Source organism: Halopseudomonas phragmitis (assembly GCF_002056295.1).
GTDB classification, from domain to species: Bacteria; Pseudomonadota; Gammaproteobacteria; order Pseudomonadales; family Pseudomonadaceae; genus Halopseudomonas; species Halopseudomonas phragmitis.
Genome location: NZ_CP020100.1, coordinates 3,856,882 through 3,879,707, shown reverse-complemented (window position 1 = coordinate 3,879,707; position 22,826 = coordinate 3,856,882). Strand labels below are relative to the sequence as shown.

Below are 22,826 nucleotides of genomic sequence, written 5' to 3'. Positions count from 1 at the left end.
TTACATGAGTGATGCATTGCTTTCCGGCAAGGCAGCCATTGTGGGCCTGGGTGCCACCGAGTTTTCCAAGAATTCCGGGCGCACCGAGCTGCGACTGGCAATGGAGGCTACCCTGGCAGCATTAGCGGATGCTGGTATCGACCCTAAGGATGTTGATGGTTTCAGCTCCTATTCGGTCGACAAGGTCCCTGAGTATGAGATTGCACGTCTGCTGGGCTGCAACAATGTACGGTTTTTCTCTCAGGTCCCCCATGGTGGGGGGGCCGCCTGCGGTCCGGTGATGCATGCAGCGATGGCGGTAGCCACCGGCGTTGCGAAAACCGTAGTGGTTTACCGGGCCATGAATGAGCGTTCCTGGTATCGCTTCGGTACCGGCAGCTATGGCTTTGGCGCCACGCCGATCTTCGATAATGTCAATTATGGCTGGTACATGCCGCATGGCTTTCATACTCCGGCGGCCTGGGTGGGTATGTTTGCCCAGCGCTATATGCATACCTACGGTGCGACTTCTGAAGACTTTGGTCGGGTAGCAGTGGCTGCACGCGACTTTGCTGCGACCAATCCGGCAGCGTTCTTCTTCCAGAAGCCGATTACCCTTGAGGAGCACCAAGAGTCACGCTGGATATGCGAACCCCTGCATTTGCTGGACTGCTGCCAAGAATCCGATGGTGCTGTAGCCATGGTTATCACCTCGGTTGAGCGTGCACGGGATCTGCGGCAGAAGCCGGTGATCATCAAAGGCGCGTCGCAGGGAATTGCCGACGGGCAGCAGAGCATGACGTCTTTCTATCGCGAAGATATTACCGGCTTGCCGGAAATGGGTGTGGTTGCCAAGGAGGTGTATCGCCAGTCTGGTCTGGGGCCTGATGCCATTCAGACAGCGGTTATCTATGACCACTTCACGCCCTTTGTCTTGCCGCAGTTGGAGGAGTTCGGGTTTGCCGAGCGTGGTGAGGCCAAGGAGTTCATTCGAGCCGGTCAGCATGCCCGTGGCGGTCGTTTGCCGATCAATACCCATGGTGGTCAGTTAGGTGAGGCCTACATCCATGGTATGAACGGTATTGCCGAAGGAGTGCGTCAGGTACGGGGTAGTTCGGTCAACCAGGTGGACAAGGTTGAAAACGTGCTGGTTACCGCTGGGACCGGGGTGCCGACTAGTGGCCTGATTTTGGGTATTGCCTGAGGAGGTGGTTATGTACGTTGATCTGACAGCGGAACAACGGGAACTGCGCCTGAAAGTGCGCGACTACTTCAATGGCCTGATGACTGATGAGCTGCGCCAGGAGTTGCGCGGTGCCGAGGGGAGTGAGACCTCGCACCGGCTGGTACGGCAGATGGGCAAGGATGGCTGGCTTGCGGTTGGCTGGCCTAAGGCCTATGGCGGGCAGGGTTATGGGCCGACCGAACAACTGATCTTTTTCGAGGAAGCCAATATCGCAGGGGCTCCATTGCCGTTCGTAACTATTAGTACGGTTGGTCCAGCGTTGATGAGTTATGGCACCGACGAGCAGAAGGAGGCTTTCTTGCCGGGTATCGCCGCAGGTGAAATCCATTTCGCCATCGGCTATTCCGAGCCTGGAGCTGGTTCGGACCTGGCTACCCTGAAAACCACGGCTCGGGTTGAAGATGAGCATTTTGTGGTTAATGGCAACAAGCTGTGGACGTCCGGCGCGCACTCAGCGGACTATGTTTGGCTGGCAGCCCGAACCAATCCGCAGGAGCCTAGGCACAAGGGGATCTCGATCCTGATCGTCGACTGCCGTAGCGAGGGGTTCTCGCATACCCTGATCCCGACCTGCAGTAATCCAACGGCTGCGACCTATTATGACAACGTTGTCGTTCCGAAAAACCGGCTGGTGGGTGAGCTGCACAAAGGCTGGCAACTGGTCACCGCGCAGCTTAATCATGAGCGTTTGGGGCTGGGTTCCTGGTCTGATCGCGTGGTCGGCATGTTCCGCAAGGTTTACCTGTGGGCCAAGGAGCCTGATGAGTCAGGGCGTCGTGCGATGGATCAGGGCTGGGTTCGCCAGCTTTTGGCTGAGTGTTATGCCCGGATTGATGCCATGCGGCTGATCAACTTCCGGATTGCTGCCGATCTGGAACAAGGCAAGATGGATGTGGCACTGGCATCGGTGACCAAGGTCTATGGTTCAGAGTCTGTAGTGGATATTCTGCGCAAATTGACTGAGGTGGTTGGTGCTAATGGTCTGGTGCGTGACGGCAGTACGGCAGCCTTTTTGATGGGCGAGCTGGAGTACGATGTACGGGCGTGCGTAACCTTGACCTTTGGCGGAGGGACCAATGAAATCCAGCGCGAGTTGATCGCTCAGTTCGGGTTGGGTATGCCTCGTTCCCGCTGATTGTCAGCAACGCAAAAGGCCAGCTTGAAGCTGGCCTTTTGCGTTTATGGCGGTGTCAGGCTTTGGGGCTAGGTTGCTGATCGCTCAAGGTAACAACTTGAGAACGTGCAACGACTGGGTGTAACAGAATTGGCCATTGCTATGGCACTGGGGGTGCTTGGGCTGGGGGTGCGGAGCATGCAAGGCTGCAGTTATGAGGATCGCCAGAAACACGGTTACTGAGCCAAATACCCACAGATGCGTTTTTGTTTTTTTCATCTCAGGCCCTCTTCTTGAGTTTGTGTGAGCCGGGAAAACAACTAATACAGGCTGACACTATTGCGGGTTCGCAGGGTTGCTGCCTCGTCCAAACGGGTTAGGTGTGCTGGTTGCTGACCAGTGGCAGGTATCGTCCACTCAGACGATGTCGGCGCAGGTTGCTGTTCTCAGAATCGGGTGCAAGCGATCAGGGAAACAAGCCATGAACGATAACAATTCACCACGAGTCGCTCTTGTGACCGGGGCCAGCCGGGGCGTTGGCTGCGGCATAGCCCGGGCTCTTGGTGCAAAAGGGATGACGGTATACCTAAGCGGTCGTACCTGGGATGGTAATGGCACAGACGTAGTCAACGGCCAGCCGTTGTCAGGTAACTTGCGCCAGGCAGCGGCGGACGTCTGTGCCGCTGGCGGCCAAGCGATACCGGTACTGTGTGATCATGCCGATGATGTGCAGGTCGCTGCGCTATTCAAGCGCATAGAGCTGGAGCAGGGGCGGCTTGATCTGTTGGTCAATAACGCGACTTTTCTCCCTGCACAGCTAATCGAACCAGGCCCGTTCTGGGACAAGCCACTGGATATGGCCGGTATGCTCGATGTCGGGTTGCGCTCGGCCTATGTCGCCAGCTGTTTGGCTATGCCGTTGCTGCTGCGTAGCAGGCAGGGTTTGATCGCATTTATTTCCAGCTATGGCGCCAACTGTTACATGCATGGCCCGGCTTACGGCGCACAGAAAGCGGGCTGTGACAAGATGGCAGCCGATATGGCGGTGGACCTGGAAACGACGGCGGTATCGGCTGTATCGCTCTGGCTGGGACTGCAGAAAACAGAGCGCAGTGCGTTAGCCGGCGCTAGTGTGGGTGCCGAGTACGCCGCATTTTTGGATCGGGCCGAGACGCCGGAATTCACCGGTAATCTGATTCATGCCCTGCTGAACGATCCAGATCTCAAGCAACTTAGCGGTCAGGCCCTGATTGTTGCCGAGCAGGCACTGACCTACGGCTTGCAAGATCTTGATGGGCGTCAGCCAGCGTCGTTACGCAACCAGCTGGGTGGTCCGCGTGGCGTGAATCCGGCCAGGGTGGGCTGAACAGTGGATGCGTTGTTGCAACGACTGATTCGCCTCGAAGACCTTGAGGCCATTCGTACACTGAAACATCGCTACCTCAACGCCTGTGACCAGAAAGACATCGATGCGATTCGTGACTGTTTCGCCGCCGGGGAAATCTGGATCGACTTCGGCCCGGTTGGCACTTTCAGCAACCGCGATGACTTTATCGAGGTCTACCGGCATATGGCTTGTCGTCCTCAGGTGGTTGACCTGCACCATGGAGCCAACCCGGAAATCACTCTGGATGGTGATGAGTGGGCTCAGGCGCGTTGGGCGTTGTATTACTTCAACCTGGATGCAGATACCGGGCTGACGCGTCAGCTTGGAGGCGTATATCTGGATCGCTATCGAAAAACCAGCGAAGGCTGGCGTATCGTCGAGAGCGTTTGCCGTCTGCACTCGGTGGTTAATGGTCGTCATTTGGGAGAGCACAATGTCGAATAATGCCTTGTCGTCTATCGAACAGGCCTTTACGCCGTTACAGATCGGGCCGCTGCTACTGAAGAATCGCTTCATCAAGTCGGCAACCAATGAAGGTATGTCGCCACAAGGCGTGCCTTCACGGCAATTGGTTGAGTTTCACGCGGCAATGGCTGCGGGCGGTGCCGCTCTGACGACGGTTGCCTACTGTGCTGTCAGTGCTGATGGCTGCACGCTGCCCAGTCAGATTCGTCTGGATCGGGCTACGCTGCCGCATCTGCGAGTGCTAACCGATGCGGTGCATGCAGCCGGTGGCGCGGTGTCGGCACAAATCACCCATGGAGGTTGTTTCACCTTTACCAAGGTCGAAGGTAAGCGGCGTCCGTTGTCGGCGAGTGGTGGCTTCAACAAGATCGGGCTCATGAGCGGGCAGTTTTTCAAGCGCGCAATGGGTAGCACCGACATGCAGCGTATCGCTGAGGATTTCGCCGAGGGGGCGCGACTGGCTCGGGAGGCTGGTTTTGATGCAGTAGAGATACACATGGGGCATGGGTATCTGCTCAGCCAGTTTATTTCGCCGCTTTATAACCGGCGTCGTGACGAATATGGCGGCAGCCTGGCAAACCGCATGCGTTTTCCGCGTCAGGTGCTGCGTCAGGTGCTGGATGCCGTGGGTGATGATCTGGCGGTGATCTGCAAATTCAGTATGACTGACGGTGTGCGTGCCGGTAATCGTCCAGAGGATGGCGTTGAAATCGCCCGGCATCTGGCTGAGGAGGGAGCGCACATGCTGGTGCTCAGTGCCGGCATGAATGCCGAATCCATCACGACCATGTTCGGTTCGTCTTTTCCGCCGGAAAACCGTGCGGTGGTAACCAATCCGATTATGAAGGCCGCGATGTATTTGCAGCAGTTGGCTGAAAAGCCTCGCGATTTCAGTGAGCTTTATCTGCTCAAGTATGCCCGTCAGGTACGCTCGGCAGTCAATATTCCGCTGGCTTATCTTGGCGGCCTGACCTCCGCTGATGGTGTCAATACGCTTATTTCAGAGGGGTTTGAGGCCATGGCCTTGGGGCGTGTGTTAATCCATGACCCGACTTGGGTTAACCAGTTGCGTGACGGCAGCATGACGCGTTCTGGGTGTACAGCCTGCAATCGTTGTGTCGCCATGATGTATACCGAGGGGGGCACTTCTTGCGTCCTGGGTAAGCCCGGTGATCCCTTGCTCAATAGTATGCCGGCCGCTGGCTGATCGCCTGGTAATTTTAAAAAGAACAAGAGGTGTTTATGAGTGCCGAAAAACGCTTTACTCCCGCCCGGGCCTGCTCGTTGGATCAGGTGCCGCACTGGGATCTTGAAACTGATGTGCTGGTGGTGGGGTTTGGTGCGGCTGGTGCCTGCGCGGCGATTGAGGCGCGCCAGGCCGGTGCAGAGGTTTTGGTGCTGGAAGTTGCTGCCGCTGGTGGTGGTAGTGCCAGCCTGTCGGGGGGCGAGGTCTACGTCGGGGGCAGTGGTGGTACTGATGTGCAGCGTGAACATGGGTTTGTCGACAGCACCGAGGACCTGCAGCAGTATCTCCTGATGGCCGGAGGACCGGCTGCCGATGCCGAGCGGGTGGCAATCTATGCTGGCAACGGAGTCAGTCATTTCAATTGGCTGCGTGAGCAGGGCGTACCATTCAAGGGAACCTATCTGCCGGGCAAGTGGATCGAGCCACCAACCGACGACACCTTGCTCTGGTCCGGCAACGAAAAAGCCTGGCCCTATGTTGAAAAGGCCAATCCGGCGCCGCGCGGGCATACAGTGCAGTTCACGGGCTGGGGTGGCGGCAAGGTGCTGATGCAGGTGTTGTGTGAGCGTGCCGTGCAGCTTGGGGCTGATGTGCATTACAACACCCGGGCGTTGACGCTGGTGGTGGATGCCGGGCAAGTGATCGGGGCTGTAGTCCGGGAAGAGGGCGTAGTGCGTTTTGTCCGGGCTAGGCGCGGGGTGATCCTGTGCGCCGGTGGTTTTATCTGCAACAGTGAAATGGTCAAGCGTTTTGTACCAGCAGCGTTGGACTGTGAGTTGCCGGTAACTGGCGGCAATGATGATGGTTCGGGCATTCGTATGGGCATTAGTGTTGGTGCGGCAACACTCAACATGCAGGAGTTTTTTGCCACCTTGCCATTTTTCCCGCCCGAATCTCTGGTCAAGGGGATTTTTATCAACGGACGTGGGCAGCGCTTCATTAATGAAGACAGCTATCACGGCCGGGTAGCTCATTATGTGCTGCGCCAGCCGGATGGGCGTGCCTGGTTGTTGGTCGACAACGAAATTTTTGGTCGTCCGGTGATCCAGGAAGATATTCAGATAGCTGCTGTAGGTGAAACCTGGGCTGAGGTTGAGCGGGAGTTGGGCTTGCCGGAAGGTGCTCTGGTACATACGGTCGAGGAATTCAATCGCCTGGCGAGTACGGGTAACGATCCCTATTTCCATAAGGCTGCAGAGTGGCTACGACCACTGACCGAGCCTCCGTTTGCAGCTCTGAGTTATTGCAAGGGGGACTTCCAGGGTCATGCTTTTACTCTGGGCGGTCTGGCCACTCGGCCCAGTGGCGAGGTACTGGATGCTGATGGTCAGCCAATCCCCGGACTGTTTGCCGCAGGTCGGACCGCCTGCGGTCTGCCGCGCTGGGGCGAGGGCTACAGCTCTGGTCTTTCGCTGGGTGATTCCACCTTTTTTGGTCGTCAGGCGGGACGCAAGGCAGCTGGTCAATCGGTTGTCTGATCGTCCGTCTGGACGACGAAGAGCGGCTGTACAGTCGGTAGAGTCAGAATCAAATTCCGTCCCCGGGTCCGAGGATCCGGCATCAACCGCCAACAGGTACGATGATGAGTGATCTAGAAGCTTTCCGCGCAGAAACCAGGGCCTGGCTGGAAGCCAATTGCCCCGCGTCGATGCGTACCGCCATGCCATCCGACGAAATGGTTTGGGGCGGCCGCAATCTGGAGTTCAAACATGAGGATCAGCGGCTCTGGTTCGAGCGCATGCGTGATAAAGGCTGGTTCTGTCCGGATTGGCCGAGCGAGTATGGCGGTGGTGGCCTGGATCATCAGCACTTGGCCATTCTTGAGGCGGAAATGCGTCGCTTGCGCTGTCGCCCACCGCAGATCAATCTGGGGATCTGGATGCTCGGCCCGGTTCTGCTCGAATACGCCAGTGAAGAGCAGAAACAGCGCTTCCTGCCGCCTATGGCGCGCGGCGAAGTACGCTGGTGTCAGGGCTTCTCAGAGCCTAATGCCGGCTCTGATCTGGCCAGTCTGAGAACCAGTGCGGTGCTGGATGGCGATGACTATGTCATCAACGGCACCAAAATCTGGACCTCATACGGCAACAAGTCTGACTGGATGTATGCCTTGGTGCGTACTGGTCCGATGGTGCCCAAGCAAGCAGGCATCAGCCTGATCGTGCTGGACATGCAGTCGCCTGGCGTCACAGTGACCCCGATTGATCTGATCAGCGGCAAATCCAGCTTCTGTCAGGTTTTCTTCGACAATGTTCGGGTGCCCAAATCGCAGTTGATCGGGCAGGTCAACGAAGGCTGGAAACTGGCCAAGGCGCTTTTACAGCACGAACGCCGGGCGATGTCGAAGTTCAGCGAATTTGCTCTGCCGACTCATTTCGATCTGGACGAGTTTCTTCAGCGCTGCCTACCGCAACCGACCAGCGCCGATGAAGTGGTTCTACATCAGAGAGCCATCGCCTGCATGATGAATGAAGAAGCCTACAGCCTGACCAATCGGCGTATGACGGACAGCCTGCGGGCGCGTCAGGATGTCTCCGGGTTGATGGCCATCTCCAAACTGGTTCACAGCGAGCAGGAGCGGGAGAAGTTCGAACTTTTGCTGGAATTGCTTGGCCATGAGGCGCTGGGTTGGGAAGGGCAGGGATTTTCACCGCGAGATCTGGAACTGACCGGAGCCTGGTTGATGAGCTATGCCCAGACCATTGCTGGCGGCTCATCTGAAGTTCAGTTGAACGTCATTGCCAAGCGTGTGCTTGGCCTGCCTGATGCCAAGTAAGGAGAACGCTGTGAGCCTGGTGTATAACGAAGATCAACTGCAGCTACTCGACAGTGCCCGCGACTTTTTGGCTGCGCGCTCACCCGTTGCCGCTCAGCGTGCTCTGCGCGATGAAAAAAGCCCACTGGGTTACGACCCCAAGGTTTGGGAAGGCATGATCGAGCTGGGCTGGTCCGCTGTAGCATTGCCTGAAGAGCATGGTGGACTGAATTTTGGCTTTGCCGGGTTTGCCCCGCTGTTTGAACAGATTGGTCGCCATCTGACGGCATCACCGATGCTCAGCAGTATCGTGTTGTGCGCCGGTCTGATTGAACAACTGGGATCTGCTGACCAGAAAGCTCTGTTGCCGGCACTGATTTGTGGTGAGAAACGCTTTGCACTTGCCTTGGAAGAGTGTGCACGGCATCAACCAGAAACCTGCTCCCTGATTGCGCGCAAGACCTCGGAAGGCTACCGTCTGAGCGGTCGAAAGGTGTGGGTCGCCGATGCCCAGGGCGCCGATAGCTGGTTGGTTGTGGCCCGTTCGGAAGCGGGGCAGCGAGCAATTTTCATCGTTCCTGCCGACACCCAAGGGGTCAGTGTTTCGCCACGGCAGATGATCGATGCGCGCAATATGGCCGAGCTGACATTCGAAGATGCGTTGGTTGAGGCTTCGGCACTGCTGGCTTGCGGGAATACCGAGAATGCTCTTGAGCGAGTACTTGAACAGGGCCGTACCTGTCTGGCGGCCGAGTTGCTGGGCCTGTCGGAAACCCTGTTTGAGATGACGATCGACTACCTGAAGACGCGTGTGCAGTTCGATGCAGCTATTGGCAGCTTCCAGGCCTTGCAACACCGGGCTGCGCGCCTCTATATCGAATTGCAACTGGCGCGTAGTGCAGTGATGGGTGCTTTCGAGTGCCTTGAGCGAACCGCCGACAATGCCGCAGAGTGTGCCCGCCTGAGCAGTCTGGCGAAATGGAAGGCCAACCAGGCAGCTCAACTGATCAGTAACGAAGCGGTGCAGATGCATGGCGGTATCGGTGTCACCGATGAGTATGATCTTGGGCTGTACCTCAAGCGTATTCGTCTGGCTCAGGCACAACTGGGGCATTCGGAGTTTCTGGCACGGCGTTATGCTGAGGCGAGCCAGGGTAATTCATGATCAACTTCCAGCCAGCCTCGATAGGGCTGGCTGGATGGCGTTTGATGCAATATCAGGACATAACAATGACAAAAATGCTATCTGGTAGTGAAGGGCCGTCAGTCGGCAGCTACCGACACTGGTTGGACCGCAAGTCGCTATTTCAACTGGGCATGAACAGCAGATACTGCCATGAGACTTGTCTGCACAAGACTACATCTTTGGCCGGGATGAACCGGTCAAGTAGGAAGCTGACCGCCAACTGCTGATGTTTCTGCGAAGCACCATGCTTCTAGACGATGACCAATAAGATCAGGGCCACGACCATGACCAATCCGCAAGCTTTTCTTGACACTGCCAAGGCCAGTATCCAGCAGTTGCTGCATGACCAGTCGCCCTTTGCCCTGGATACGGATACCTCTGGGGTGAAGTCTTTCCGCAATGCTCCAGTCAATCTGGTTGAAGCTATTCAGGCTGGGCGCCGGCATGGTAATGCGCCTTTGTTACTGTGGCAGCAGCAGCGCTATACAGTTGCCGAGTTTTTCGCGGCAGCAGATCAGTTAACCGCTGCATTGCAACAGTCACTGGGCTTGCGCCCGGGGCAGCGTGCTGCGATTGCCATGCGTAACCGCCCGGAGTGGATGATCGCCTTCGTAGCCTGCGTACAGGCTGGGGTGGTACCCGTGCCGCTTAACAGTTGGGGGTTGCGTGACGAGCTGTTGCACAGTATTGAAGATGCCGAGGTGGATCTGCTGATCTGTGATCTCGCACGTTGGCAGCAGATTGAGGGGGGGCTGCCCGACAGCACCCTGGTGTTGCTGGTTGATGGCAGCGGCGATGAAACCGTTTCGGCATTCTGGGAGCAGCAGATGCAACTGTCATTGTCTCCTGCCAGTCTACACCAGCCAGCTCCTGACGATGACGCGTTGATTCTCTATACCTCAGGCACTACGAGTCGGGCCAAGGGTGTGGTTTCCAGCCATCGTGCTTTGGGTCAGGCATTGTTTGCTCTGGACTATCAGGCGGCAATGGCCGGTATGACTTCACCCGAGCGCATCAAGCCGATCATGGAGTCAGGTCTGCAACCGACGGCATTGCTGTGTTTCCCGCTGTTTCATGTCAGTGGTCTGCACGCTCAGTTCCTCAGCATGCTGCGCAATGGCCGGCGCATGGTGATCATGTACAAGTGGGATGTTGATGAAGCCATGAGGCTGATTGAAACTGAACGCTGTACCCAGTTCAATGGCGCCCCAGTGATGATGCAGGAACTGCTCAATCACCCGCGTTTTGATTCTCAGGCAACCGCCAGCCTGTACTCTCTGGGCATGGGCGGGGGGGCTGCATCAGGTAGTTTGCTTGACCGGTTGTTGAGTGTTAAGCCGTTGGCCATGGCCGGTACTGGCTACGGGATGACCGAAGGTAACGGTATTGGTGCTGCACATTCTGGTGAGCAGTTCGTCCACTTCCCCGGCAGTGTGGGCTGGCCTCTGCCGATAGTTGATCTGGTCGTTGGTGAAACTCCCAGCAAGCCCATGGCGCCGGGGGTACAGGGGCCGATTTGGTTGCGCTCATCTGCAGTGATGAAGGGATACTGGAAACGCCCTCAGGAGACCGGTGAGGCCTTGCGTGATGGCTGGTTGTTCAGTGGCGACGTTGGCTACCTGAACGAACACGGCATGGTCCATATTACCGACCGGATTAAAGACATCATTATTCGTGGTGGTGAGAATATCTCGGCACAGGAGGTCGAGCAGGTTGCCGGAACACATCCGGCGGTGATCGAAGCTGCGGCTTTTGCCTGCCCGGATACGCGCTTTGGTGAAGTTGTAGGGCTGGTTGTGCGCTCTCGTGAGCCGTTAGAGACGAGTGCTTTGTGTGCCTTCATGCGTGAGCAGCTGGCAACCTATAAATGCCCTGAACATGTCTGGTTCACGTCGGAGCCCCTGGCTCGTAATGCAACCGGGAAACTGCAGAAACCCTTGATCAAACAAGCACTAGGGATTGATCAGGAGGTTTGAGATGTTGCGTCTGGATAACAAGGCGGCGTTGATTACAGGGGCGGCAATGGGCATAGGTCGGGGTATTGCCGAAGCTATGCTGAATGCTGGCGCCCGAGTCATGCTCATTGATATCAACACTACGGCACTAGATGCATGTGTCAGGGAGCTGAGTGAGCGGCATCATGACAGGGTCAGTAGCATGACTGTGGACGTGACCAAAAAGGCCCAGGTGCAGCAGATGATCTCCGCTACCTGCACCAAGTTTGGTCGCCTGGATATTTTGGTCAACAACGCCTGGAAGGGGGCGGGGCTGGCGCGTATTGAGCGTCAGAGTGATGAGCAACTGCGTGGCGCTTTTGATATGGCGGTGATGGCCGCCTTCTGGGCCATGCAGGCGGCCTTGCCCGAGTTTCGCCGGTTGGGTGCGGGTCGGGTAATCAATCTCTGCTCGCTCAATGGCGTCAATGCCCACATGTACAGTGCCGACTACAACGCTGCCAAGGAAGCTTTGCGCAGCCTGACGCGCACCGCTGCCCGGGAATGGGCGTCGGACCAGATTTGCTGCAATATCATTTGCCCTGGCGCTGCCAGCGAGGCTTATCAACGCTTTGCTGCCGCCAACCCCGCCAATGCTGCGGCCATGCAAGCAGCCAACCCGATGGGGCGTATCGGTGATCCGCTGCATGATATCGGGCCGGTGGCCGTCTTCCTTGCCAGTGACGACTGCCGCTATGTCACGGGCAATACCTTTTTCGTCGACGGTGGCGCCCACATCAACGGTGTGCATTGGTCTCCACAGCCAGGAGATTGAGGATCACAGTTGATTCTGGCCTGACAACAACAAACATAGAGGCATCCATGAACAAGCAAGCCAACCCCTGGGTAAGTTTCATTGCCCTGCTGTTTGCAACCTTCGTAACCATTGAAGCGGCAGCTTTTCAGGCCCCGGTTCTGCCCAGTGTCACAGCGCATTTTGGTATCCCGGTAAACCTGGCCGCGCTGATCCTGATTTTTTATTTCATTGCGGTGGCTGTGTTCGCACCCATGATGGGGCGCATGGGTGATCAGTATGGTCGTCGACGCATGGTTACCATAGGGCTGGTGGTATTTGGTATTTCCGAGTTCATGGCAGCATGGGCGCCAAGCTTCTGGTTTTTCCTTTTTGCCCGCTTTTTGCAGGGCCTGGGCGTGGCTTTCATCTTCCCGGCAGTGTTCAGCTATGTAAATCGGCTGTTTGCCGAGGATCAGCGGGGCATGGCGCTAGGCATCATGATGTTTATCATGACACTGGGGGCCGCCAGTGGCGGCTTGCTGGGTGGTTTGCTGATTGATGCTTTTGGCTGGCCCAGCGTTTACATCATCAGTGGCATCCTGGCGCTTCTGGGGTTGGTACCACTGCTGGTCTGGGTGCCGGAGAGTGATGGCGAAGTACCTGCGGGCCGGTTTGACAGTCTTGGGGCGCTGTTGCTGTTTTTGACGATCGCTGCATTACTGTCTTTGCCGACCTGGGCGGCTAATTTCGGTCGTTCATCCTGGGTAACCTGGGCCGTTGTGGTGGTTGGTTTGCTGAGTCTGATAGCGCTGTGGCGACACAGTGGCCGACAGGCTGCTCCAATTCTGGATGTGGCTCTGCTCAAGGATCGGCGCTTTGCTGTTCCCAGCGCGATCTACTGGATTCAGATGCTGCTTAGCAGTGGTGTGGTTTATTCGCTGGCATTCTTTATCAATAATCGCCCCGGTGGCTCTGCCGCGCAGTTTGGCATGGTGACCTTGGCGCTGTTCGGTTGCACTATGCTGGCCTCGCCGATCGCCGGCAAGTTGATTGATCATTTTGAGCCCAAGCGCATTGCAACCCTGTCGCTGATCGGCAGTCTGCTGGCGATACTGTTCTTTGTGCAGATGGAAACTACTGTTTCGCTGGGCTCAGTACTGGTGATGGCGGGCGTTATCGGAGTCATGATGGGGGCCAACAGTACCGCCTTGATGAAGTTGGCGTTGGGAGCGGTTCCGCCACATAAGGCGGGTGCCGGATCTGGGTTGTTCAGCATGTTGCGTGATTTGGGCTTGCCTACGGGCTCATCTTTGGCGTTGGCAATCTTTGGCTTGTCTTCGTCGTTTCACACCCGGCGTGTAACGGATGAAACGGCGGCCGAGCTGGGCCTGGGTGATGCTCTGGGGGCCGAGCTGATGGCGGCGGCGGGGCGCCGGTCGGCCGAGGTCAGCGCTGATCTGGCGGCGGCACTTCAGGCCTCCGGGGCTGAGGTGGGGCACGTGCTTGAAAGTATTACCGTGGCTTCTCTGGGTGGGGCAATCAACAATGTAGGCTATCTGCTGCTAATGATGTTGCTGCTGGCCTTGCTGCTGAGTCCCTGGCTGAGTTTGCGCAAGGATATTCAGGCTGTCTCGGGATAATCCGTTATACGTGTGGTGAAACTGAAACGGTAAGTATGAGTTGCTGCGCCAGCCCGGAAGTCCGGTCTGGCGCAGCTGTTTCATGCGTGGGTTTGGGCTCGGCGGCGAATCTCCGCGATGGCGACGGCGCAGGCCTCATCATGGTTGGGGTTGCCAGGCACCGTCAGGGTCACGCGGTCTACCAGTCCATTGAACCGGCTGACCAGTGCGTCTGGTAGCCCGGCATAGTCGCTGCTGACCAGGAAGGTATCGAGAATCTCGTCAGTAAGAATATTGGGCATGTCATGCCAGCGATTGGCACGGGTGAGTTGCTGGAGCTGTTCGCCAATTTCTTCCCAGCCAAATAATTCCAGGCTAGCGCGGTAGGCCGGTGTGGAAAACAGGAAAGCCAACATGTCGCGGAAGCGCTCACGCTCACCGGCGACTGTTTCTGCATCGGGGCCGGTGGCGACAAACTGACTGGCGCTGATCACAGGTGGTGGCAACTGTGGATCGCGCATAGCCAGGCCTTTGTTGATGTGCGGGCGAATGACCTCCTGCAGGTAGCGGACAGAGGTGTTTGTTGGGTGTGTGTGAATGCCGTCAGCTGTTGAGCCTACCAGCTCAAGCATCTTTGGACCTACGGCACCAAGCATCAGCGGAACGTCGGGTGCATTGATCGGGCCAGGATTGAAAAAGGGTTGCAGGCGAGTAAAGCGAAAGTGTTCGCCTTCGTAATTTAGTCTTTCCCCAGTGCGGAAACTGTGAAAGATTGCCCTCAATGCTTCCAGGTATTCGCGCATGCCAGCTGCAGGTGGAAGCCAGCGAGCGGAATAGCGTTCTTCGATGTTCTGTTTTATCTGAGTACCTAACCCCAGCTCGAAGCGCCCGCTAGACATGCTTTGCAGATCCCAGCAGGCCAGAGCTACGTTCATTGGGCTACGGGGGAAGGCGATGAGTACAGAGGTGCCAACCTTGAGCCGGCTGGTGGAGGCCAGCGCCTGTCCGGCCAATAGCAGGCCGTCATGGATGGCGTCGGAGACGAACAGCCCATCGTAGCCCATGGCTTCAACGCGACGCGCGAAGGCACCGATATCACCCAGCCCGAGGTTCTCTGGGGTAGAGGCAAAAACTTCCAACATGGTGATGCTCCTTGATATTACGCTTTTTGTGGTGCTGTGGGCACGTTGTCGAGTTTGGTCAGGCCGTCCAGCGTGCGGACCGGAATGCCCAGCTCCTCAAGCAATGGCAAGCTAAAGGTGATGCGTCCGGTTAACTGATCGCGTGGTTTGGAGCAGAGAGCCAAAGCTGCCTCGGCCATGGATTCAATTGGCTCAAAAAAGGCCAGCTCATCGATACTGCCGCTGTCTAGTGCTCCTTCACTGGCGACCGCTTCCACTGGTGCTAGAGTGTTGAGTGCAATAGAGTCGCTGGCCAGCTCCATGGCCCAGCCTGCTGTCAGCCTCTCCAGCGCCGCTTTGGTCGCCCCGTAGAGGTTGGGCGATGCAGCGGTGTGAAAGCGATACGCGCGATCATCCGTCTGATAGGGTCCAGATGCTGGTCTGCGTGCGGTATCACTGGACAGATTGAGGATCCAGCCGCCGCCCCGTTCGATCATCACTGGCACGACCAACTGTGTCAGATGCAGCGGTGCGATGAAGTTGATTCCCAATGACAGTTGCACGTGCTTCGGCTCCTGCCTATGCGTCGGGCTGAAGCGCGCAAACGCGGCGTTGTTCACCAGGATATCGATGCCTCCCCACTGTTCTAGAGTTTCGGCGATGATTCGTTCGCGGTCAGCTTCCTTCGAAAGATCGCCACTGATGCACATGCATTCGCCACCGCGAGCGCGGATGCGCTCGGCGGTTTCTTGCAAGGAACCAGGCAAACGAGCGCCCGGTTCGCTAGTACGGGCGGTAATCACTACCTTGGCACCCTCGGCAGCAAACCGCTCGGCAATAGCAGCACCAATGCCACGGCTGGCGCCAGTGATGATGGCAATCTTGTTGTTCAGAATATTGCCCATGATGATCTCTCTAATGATGGCGGTAGCGGCGTTGCACATGCTCTTGCCGAACCGCGATCACCTGTTCGCGCTCCTGTGCAGTAATTTGAGTTGTCTCGGCAGGAAGGTGCAGGCGAATGTCGTCGAACTTAACCTTGAGCGCTTGAGCCCAGGGTAGGTTGTCCATGGGTTTTTCCGGGTAGGCCCAGCGCACTGCCATATAGCCTTCGGGTTGCCCCGTGGTATCCAGCCAGTTGGCAATACCTGGATCATGATGAGCAATTACCAGGCGGTAGACGTTGTCGCGATCGCGATGTGCCTGCAGTCCGTTGAGACTGGTCTGATGGCTGCCGAACTCAAGGGACTCGCCCCACATGTTGCCGAGGTGAAAGCCGATGTAAACAGGCTCGACAGGCTGGTGTAGCTCAACAATAAGGGCCTCGTCATCGGCCAGTTCGAAGATGCCTCCGCAATAGACATTGGTGGCCATTCCACCAGCAGTTGCCAGCGAGGCGGCATTGGGCTTGTTGAAGGTGTTGCGTGGCATAAAGCATTCACCATCACCGTTCATGTCGCCATAGGCCTCGCAAACGACTGCATAGAATTCATTCCAGAAATGCACCTGGTTGCGGGTGATAGTACCTATGGTATGCATCTGCTGTGTGGCGCGTTCGGCATCGTAGACTGCGATGGGTTTGCCGAGTCGATCATGGCGATAGATGAACAGTTCCATCAGGTCTTCGTTGGCCCAGTCGCAGAACAGTTCACGCAGCATCACCTGTTGGGCGACATAGGTTTTTTCAATCACTGAGCCATCCTGCTGTTTGCGCTGGCGGGTGGTGCGCGTGAGCATGAAATTGCCGTTGTAGTCTGCGGGTTTTTCCGGCGCTAGAAGAATCTCAAAACTGCCGTCGGCAGCTACCTGGAGCTTGCTGGAGTCAAGTACGGCGCAATTGACGCGAGTGCCAGGTTTGAGCTCCTTAAGACTTCCACTTTCGCCCGAGAAGCCGCTCGGCGTCTCGAAAATTACATAATGTGGTGCCTTGCGTACTCCTTCTGGCGCTGATTCTGCGCGCCATGCGCTGGTATCACCTACACGGCCGCGAATGCTATAGGTGTAGTTGCCGTCGATTGGTGCGGTCAGGTAGATGGCGTCTGCGTTATCGATGGTCGAGCGGTTAAGGGGCTGGATTGCCCTTACGAAATAGGGGTTTTCCACTGTAGGGCCCAGACTGCGGGCAATGGAGCCGTACAAAAAGCCAAGTACGTAGCGGTAGCCTTCCGCCAGATTACGTGGCGAGGCTGGTGGAGCCCAAAGCTTGGGGTCGTCGACGCAGTTGCGGGCTTGCTGAACATCCTCCCACAAGGCGTCCCAGGCGTCTTTAAGTTGCTCGGCCACCTGTAGAGTAGCGGGGTCGTCATGATAGTTCTCAGGCATGGTCATGGTCGGTCTCCTTTTGTAATGTGTTCGGCAACTCCCAATCAAAGGTGGAAAACAGTGGTTCGAGTTGCTGATGGATTTCATCGTCGGCTAGGCCAAACTCGGCCAGGCTATAGCTGTGGCTTGTTTCATGTTTGCCTGAGCGGCTCGCTTCCCTGTCTAGAAAAGTGCTCAATTGCGGCGTCAGCGTTAAGCCGAGATCGGCATAGACTTTTTCAATAGCTTGACGTGGGGCGCTGATCAGTTCGCGGTAGTCGATAATCGCGCTCGGCGTTTGTGGGTGGCGCTTCAGCACCTGCAATGGATACAAATAGCTTTCATAAGACAGGTTGATCATTTCTCGGGTTGAGCGCTGGATGCGTTCGCTCGCAAGGTTGCCTTGCAGTTTCCAGCCGACATGCAACAGCTTGAGCAGACTGGGTATGGTTTCATACGGGTTGCGGTAGAGCACGACGAAGCGAGCATCCGGGAAGGCTTCCAGCAGGGACTCGACACGGCCACAGTAGGTAGGGTTCTTACTCAAGTGAATCTTGTTGTTGCCGTTGATATAGAGCTGGCGTTTGACACAGTTGCGGTAGAAGCGCATCAGTCGCCGACGGCTTCGGGCTGGTCTCTGATCGATGTGGAAAAAATCCAGTGAATCCATGTAGGGCAATTTGGTGGCCCAGAAACCAGAGGCACAGGAGTTGAAATACATCAGGTCGTCCTCCTCGGGTATGTTCAGGCCCATCTTGTGAATGTGCTGAGTAGGGCCGAACTTGCGTGCCTCCCAAGCCTTAAGTCGGCCTTCCAGATAGCCGCGTAGCAGGTGGCTATCCAGCCAGGCGCCGAGCCGGACCAGCTTTTTCTGGAGTAACGAGGGCAACAGCAACTCGTAGTATTTAAAAGTCGAGAAGCGCTCATCTCCGCTCATGAGCCTATGCGCCAGGGTGGTGCCACTTCGAGCATGACCGATAATGAAAACGGGTTCTCGAACCTTGGTGAACCACAGTTTGGGAAACAGCAGCATGTCGAGCATGAAGAACAGGCTGTGAACGCTGGCACGCAACGGCACCCGAACCAGCAGTAGCTTGTAGAGTTTGTAGCGTTGTTTCCTGCTGGCCTCTTTGGAGGCCATCCTCAGCATTTTCAGCCACATGGTGAAATCAAAATAGAACAGCACGTCATTCTCCTTGTTCATGGTCGCCATGCGGGCTGGCCGCTGGCTTGAAATGCAGATAGCCGAGTACCGCATGCACAAGTTCGGTTTCGAACTCGGGATGCATGATCAATTCCGGGTCGCGGTCCAGGGTGGCGTGGATAGTGCCTTCAATCATGTGCATGACTAAGGTTGCGGCCAGGCTGTAGTTGTTAACGCCCAGATTCCTGGAGTGGTGGGCTAGCGCTGACGGCAACCATTCGACAGTTTTCAGCTTCCGCGGGTGTTTCCTGCGCATGTAGTCTTCGAAGTCGTATTGCCAGTGGATCTCGAGATAAAACGTTTTCAGCTTTTGGTATAGGCGCTTATGCCGGGCAATATGTTCGCGCACGAAGAACGCCATGGTGCATTCCAGGGATGTTTCAAAGTGCGCCAACGTGGTTTGGTCGAAGCGGTTCAGCTCGCTGAGCTCACTCCACAGCAACTGGTTGCACAAGTCAGCCGCAATCGCTTGCTTGTCGGCGTAATACTGATACAGGGTGCCGATACTGATACCGGCAACTTCTGCGATGTGGTTGGTTGTCAGGCGTTTGTAACCCTCTTTCTCGAGAATTTTGAGGCTGGCTTCGCGAATGGATTGCAAGGTCATCTCCGCGCGCGACTGGGTCGGGTTTCTGCGCAAGGCCGGTGTACGTGCTGCCATCGTCTTACCCCTCTTGTTGTTATTGAGGACTGCCTGTCGTTTGTTGTACGCCGATAAAATTTCGCGCGCATAGGCCTTATGCAGGATAAATCCGAGCAGATTCGGTTTTGCCGATACTGCCCGGAGGGCATATCCCTACGGTGGCTCAGTTGCACTGGCCCCAAGCGGCAAAATGCGGGTTGTCGAAGCCGGTCTTGCCATACAGCAACCGTGCTCCGTCCAAGGTCAGAGTTGCGCCACCAGCGGCGCGTAACACTGCGTCGCCAGCGGCAATATCCCATTCCATGGTGCGCCCGAGTCGTGGGTAGAGATCGGCTTCTCCCGCGGCTACCAGACAGAGCTTGAGCGATGAGCCGGCGCTGACGCGCTGAGCAACCGGCAGATCGCGAAGAAAGCCACTCAGTGCGTCGTCATCGCCGTGTGAGCGGCTTGAAACGACTGTCAGGCCTTCGTTTGGCTGTTGTCGGGTGTGCAGGCTGCGTCTTGTGTCTTGTTCTTCAACGAAAGCGCCAAGTCCCTTGGCACCGGCAAACAAGCGGTCTAGAGCAGGGGCGTATACAACACCGAGAATTGGCTCGCCGGCCTTTATCAGGGCGACATTGATGGTGAATTCACCATTGCGGCTGATGAACTCTTTGGTACCGTCCAGAGGATCGACCAGCCAGAAGCACTCGCCGACCTCCGGTAGTATTCCGGTCTCGGCCTGTTCCTCTGACACCACCGGAATTGCCTGGTCGATGCGTTCAAGTGCTGGGACCAGAATCGCCTCGGCAGCCATATCGGCGGCGGTAACCGGCGAACGATCTGCTTTTTCACGCACCTTCAAATCGCTGTCGTACAAGTTCATGACGGCTTCACCGGCTTGTCTGACCAGCGGTATCAGGGTGTGCAGCCATTCGCCAAGTGATAGTTGTGTACTCATGTTGGTGTTTCCTATGTTAGCGGCAGGACTGCTTATGCGCATACGACCTTGCGGGTCTTGAGCAGATCGATGATCAGGTCGGCGGCGCTGTCGATGTTCATGTGAGTGGTATCGATGCGCAGGTCCGGGTTCTGTGGCGCTTCATAAGGAGAGTCGAGGCCAGTGAAATTTTTGAGTTCACCCTTGCGGGCCTTGCGGTACAGCCCTTTAACGTCTCGCTGTTCTGCCACATCCAGTGGCGTATCGACGAAAATTTCGATGAATTCATCGCTTTCAACGAGCGTGCGAGCCATATCCCGTTCGGCACGAAAAGGCGATATGAAGGCTGTCAATACGATCAGGCCGGCATCGACCATAAGCTTGGATACTTCGGCGATGCGGCGGATGTTCTCGACGCGATCGACATCGGTGAAGCCTAGGTCCTTGTTCAGACCATGACGGACATTGTCGCCATCGAGCAGATAGGTGTGCTGACCCATGGAAAACAGACGCTTCTCCACGGCATTGGCAATGGCGGACTTTCCTGCGCCGGACAAACCGGTGAACCAGAGTACGCAGCCTTTTTGCAGCTTGAGCTGTGCGCGTGCGGCCTTGTTGACATCCAGTGGTTGCTGATGGATGTTGTTGGCGCGGCGCAAGGCGAAATTGATCAGGCCGGCACCAACGGTATTGTTGCTGAAGCGATCAATCAGAATGAAACTGCCCATGTCGCGGTTGTCGGCGTAGGGGTCGAAGGCTATAGCCCGGTCCAGGCTCAGATTGCAAAGGCCGATAGCATTCAGTTCCAGCGATTTGGCCGGTTGTTTGTCCAGGGTATTGATGTTGACCTGATGCTTGATCTCGGTGACGCTGGCCGTCAAGGTTCGGGTTCCGATCTTCAGCAGATAGGGACGTCCTGGCAGCAACGGGCTGTCATGCATCCATACCAGGGTGCATTCGAACTGGTCGGCAATCTCCGCAGGGCCCGTGACGCTGGAGATGACATCGCCGCGAGAGATGTCCAGTTCTTCAGTCAGGGTTAGGGTGACTGACTGTCCGGCGAGCGCTTCGCTCAGTTCGCCGTCCATGGTGACGACAGCGGCAACTGTGCTTTCCTTGCCCGAGGGCTGCACGCGTACACGATCCCCTGGCTTGATCCGTCCGCTGGTGACCATTCCGCAATAGCCCCGAAAATCAAGATGGGGGCGGTTGACCCACTGTACTGGCAGCCTGAATGGTAACTGCGTGCTGTGGTCGTCGTCGATCTCGGCCTGTTCCAGCACCTGCATCAGGGTTGGGCCTTTGTACCAAGGCATGCGCGTGCTGGGCTCAACGATGTTATCGCCCTTGAACGCTGACAGAGGAATGAAGATTACATCCTTCATGCCCAGGTCGGCAGCGAACCGACGATAATCGGCAACGATCTGCTCGTAGGTGAGCTGCTGATAATCAACCAAATCCATCTTGTTGATGGCGACTATGACGTGGCGGGTGCCCAACATGGAGACTAGATAGCTGTGGCGCCTGGTTTGGGTCAGTATGCCCTTGCGTGCATCGACCATGAGAATAGCGGCATCTGCGGTCGAGGCACCGGTGACCATGTTGCGTGTGTATTGTTCGTGGCCGGGAGTGTCGGCAACAATGAACTTGCGCTTGTCAGTTGAGAAGAAGCGGTAGGCCACATCAATGGTGATGCCTTGTTCGCGTTCGGCGGCCAGGCCATCGACCAGCAGGGCGAAGTCGATGTCATCACCCTGTGTACCGAACTTGCGCGAGTCAGCTTCTACGGCGGCCAACTGGTCCTCGAACAGCATCTTCGACTCGAACAGCAGGCGGCCGATCAGCGTACTTTTACCATCATCCACACTACCGCAGGTGATAAAGCGCAAGAGACTTTTGTGTTCATGCTGTTGCAGATAAGTGTCGATATCTTTGGCAATCAGGTCAGAAACATGGGCCATCAGAAATACCCCTCTTGTTTTTTCTTTTCCATGGAGGCTGCGGTGTCATGATCGATGACCCGCCCCTGGCGTTCGGATGTTCTGGTCAGCAGCATTTCCTGGATGATTTGCGGCAGGCTGACCGCGCTGGATTCCACTGCACCGGTCAGCGGGTAACAACCCAGGGTCCGGAAACGCACCATGCGTTCCGAGATGCTGTCTCGCTGTTCTGGTGTGAGGTAGTGCAGAATGCGTTCGTCATCGACCATTACCAAGGTGCCGTTCAGGTCTACCACGGGTCTTTTGGCGGCGTAATACAAGGGCACGATAGGCACCTGTTCCAGGTGGATGTACTGCCAGATATCCAGCTCGGTCCAGTTGGACAAGGGGAATACGCGGATCGATTCACCCTTGTTTTTGCGAGCGTTGTATAGCTTCCAAAGCTCCGGTCGCTGATTTTTTGGATCCCAGTTATGTTGTGCTGTACGGAAAGAAAAGACTCGCTCCTTGGCGCGTGACTTTTCCTCGTCACGTCGTGCGCCACCAAACGCGGCGTCAAAGCCGTACTTGTTAAGGGCCTGTTTTAGCCCTTCGGTCTTCATTACGTCGGTGTGAACGGCCGAACCATGAGTAAAGGGGTTTATGTCGTGCTCAACGCCTTCAGGGTTGATGTGGACAATCAGCTCCATGCCGCTGTCACTGGCCATCTGGTCGCGGAATGCGTACATTTCCCGGAACTTCCAACGAGTGTCGACATGCAGTAGGGGAAATGGTGGGGCAGAGGGGTAAAAGGCCTTGCGCGCAATATGCAGCATGACGGCGCTGTCCTTGCCGATCGAGTACAGCATGACCGGTGACTCGGCTTCGGCCACAACCTCACGCATGATTTGGATGCTTTCGGCTTCCAGCCGCTGCAAATGAGTTAATGACATGGTTTGCCTCGTTGCGGTTATTGATTGTTGTAAGTGCCTGTC

19 protein-coding genes are annotated in these 22,826 nt (G+C 56.5%); 11 read left to right on the top strand and 8 right to left on the bottom strand.

The window, feature by feature from the left end; genetic code table 11:
- Positions 1–4: 4 nt before the first annotated feature.
- The 11 genes from BVH74_RS17870 to BVH74_RS17820 all read left to right on the top strand — a co-directional run bounded on the left by BVH74_RS17870 (position 5) and on the right by BVH74_RS17820 (position 13,745).
- Positions 5–1,183, top strand: coding sequence for a lipid-transfer protein (locus BVH74_RS17870; protein WP_080051412.1), 1,179 nt, complete (start codon positions 5–7; stop codon positions 1,181–1,183).
- Positions 1,184–1,193: 10 nt separating this feature from the next.
- Positions 1,194–2,360 carry an acyl-CoA dehydrogenase family protein gene (locus tag BVH74_RS17865; RefSeq protein ID WP_080051411.1) on the top strand — a complete coding sequence of 389 codons (1,167 nt, stop codon included), beginning with the start codon at positions 1,194–1,196 and terminating at the stop codon, positions 2,358–2,360.
- A gap of 403 nt (positions 2,361–2,763) precedes the next feature.
- Positions 2,764–3,705: an SDR family NAD(P)-dependent oxidoreductase gene (locus BVH74_RS17860; protein WP_308417525.1), complete on the top strand. Its 942-nt coding sequence runs from the start codon at positions 2,764–2,766 to the stop codon at positions 3,703–3,705.
- Between the two features lie 15 nt (positions 3,706–3,720).
- Entirely contained in the window at positions 3,721–4,170 is a 450-nt protein-coding gene (locus BVH74_RS17855; RefSeq protein WP_231705540.1) for a nuclear transport factor 2 family protein, read from the top strand.
- Positions 4,160–5,398, top strand: coding sequence for an NADH:flavin oxidoreductase (locus BVH74_RS17850; RefSeq protein ID WP_080051408.1), 1,239 nt, complete (start codon positions 4,160–4,162; stop codon positions 5,396–5,398). Before BVH74_RS17855 ends, BVH74_RS17850 begins: the two co-directional genes overlap by 11 nt.
- 35 nt (positions 5,399–5,433) lie before the next feature.
- A complete protein-coding gene (locus tag BVH74_RS17845) occupies positions 5,434–6,915 on the top strand; it encodes an FAD-dependent oxidoreductase (protein ID WP_080051407.1) in 1,482 nt (493 codons plus the stop codon).
- Positions 6,916–7,019: 104 nt separating this feature from the next.
- Positions 7,020–8,210 carry an acyl-CoA dehydrogenase family protein gene (locus BVH74_RS17840; protein WP_080051406.1) on the top strand — a complete coding sequence of 397 codons (1,191 nt, stop codon included), beginning with the start codon at positions 7,020–7,022 and terminating at the stop codon, positions 8,208–8,210.
- A gap of 10 nt (positions 8,211–8,220) precedes the next feature.
- Positions 8,221–9,354 (top strand): acyl-CoA dehydrogenase family protein, encoded by a 1,134-nt coding sequence (locus BVH74_RS17835; RefSeq protein WP_080051405.1) that lies wholly within the window; start codon positions 8,221–8,223, stop codon positions 9,352–9,354.
- Positions 9,355–9,659: 305 nt separating this feature from the next.
- Positions 9,660–11,351: a class I adenylate-forming enzyme family protein gene (locus BVH74_RS17830; protein ID WP_080051792.1), complete on the top strand. Its 1,692-nt coding sequence runs from the start codon at positions 9,660–9,662 to the stop codon at positions 11,349–11,351.
- Between the two features lies 1 nt (position 11,352).
- A complete protein-coding gene (locus BVH74_RS17825) occupies positions 11,353–12,144 on the top strand; it encodes an SDR family NAD(P)-dependent oxidoreductase (protein ID WP_080051404.1) in 792 nt (263 codons plus the stop codon).
- 47 nt (positions 12,145–12,191) lie between these two features.
- Positions 12,192–13,745, top strand: coding sequence for an MFS transporter (locus BVH74_RS17820; protein ID WP_080051403.1), 1,554 nt, complete (start codon positions 12,192–12,194; stop codon positions 13,743–13,745).
- Between the two features lie 80 nt (positions 13,746–13,825).
- On the opposite strand, the gene BVH74_RS17815 is transcribed toward BVH74_RS17820, so the two are convergent.
- From BVH74_RS17815 to cysD, 8 genes are all read right to left on the bottom strand, one after another.
- A complete protein-coding gene (locus BVH74_RS17815; RefSeq protein WP_080051402.1) occupies positions 13,826–14,866 on the bottom strand; it encodes a TIGR03617 family F420-dependent LLM class oxidoreductase in 1,041 nt (346 codons plus the stop codon).
- A gap of 17 nt (positions 14,867–14,883) precedes the next feature.
- The gene (locus BVH74_RS17810) at positions 14,884–15,750 is read right to left on the bottom strand and encodes an SDR family NAD(P)-dependent oxidoreductase (RefSeq protein WP_080051791.1); all 867 of its coding nucleotides are present in this window, start codon (positions 15,748–15,750) and stop codon (positions 14,884–14,886) included.
- A gap of 10 nt (positions 15,751–15,760) precedes the next feature.
- Positions 15,761–17,173 (bottom strand): hypothetical protein, encoded by a 1,413-nt coding sequence (locus BVH74_RS17805; protein ID WP_080051401.1) that lies wholly within the window; start codon positions 17,171–17,173, stop codon positions 15,761–15,763.
- Positions 17,160–18,359, bottom strand: coding sequence for a sulfotransferase family protein (locus BVH74_RS17800; RefSeq protein ID WP_218189153.1), 1,200 nt, complete (start codon positions 18,357–18,359; stop codon positions 17,160–17,162). The genes BVH74_RS17805 and BVH74_RS17800 overlap by 14 nt, the downstream gene beginning before the upstream one ends.
- Positions 18,334–19,011, bottom strand: coding sequence for a TetR/AcrR family transcriptional regulator (locus BVH74_RS17795; RefSeq protein ID WP_080051399.1), 678 nt, complete (start codon positions 19,009–19,011; stop codon positions 18,334–18,336). Before BVH74_RS17795 ends, BVH74_RS17800 begins: the two co-directional genes overlap by 26 nt.
- A gap of 145 nt (positions 19,012–19,156) precedes the next feature.
- On the bottom strand, positions 19,157–19,933 hold the full coding sequence (cysQ, locus tag BVH74_RS17790; RefSeq protein WP_080051398.1) for a 3'(2'),5'-bisphosphate nucleotidase CysQ: 777 nt from the start codon (positions 19,931–19,933) through the stop codon (positions 19,157–19,159).
- Between the two features lie 32 nt (positions 19,934–19,965).
- Positions 19,966–21,873 (bottom strand): sulfate adenylyltransferase subunit CysN, encoded by a 1,908-nt coding sequence (gene cysN, locus BVH74_RS17785; protein WP_080051397.1) that lies wholly within the window; start codon positions 21,871–21,873, stop codon positions 19,966–19,968.
- Entirely contained in the window at positions 21,873–22,805 is a 933-nt protein-coding gene (gene cysD, locus BVH74_RS17780; protein ID WP_269434115.1) for a sulfate adenylyltransferase subunit CysD, read from the bottom strand. The genes cysN and cysD overlap by 1 nt, the downstream gene beginning before the upstream one ends.
- Positions 22,806–22,826 lie beyond the last annotated feature (21 nt).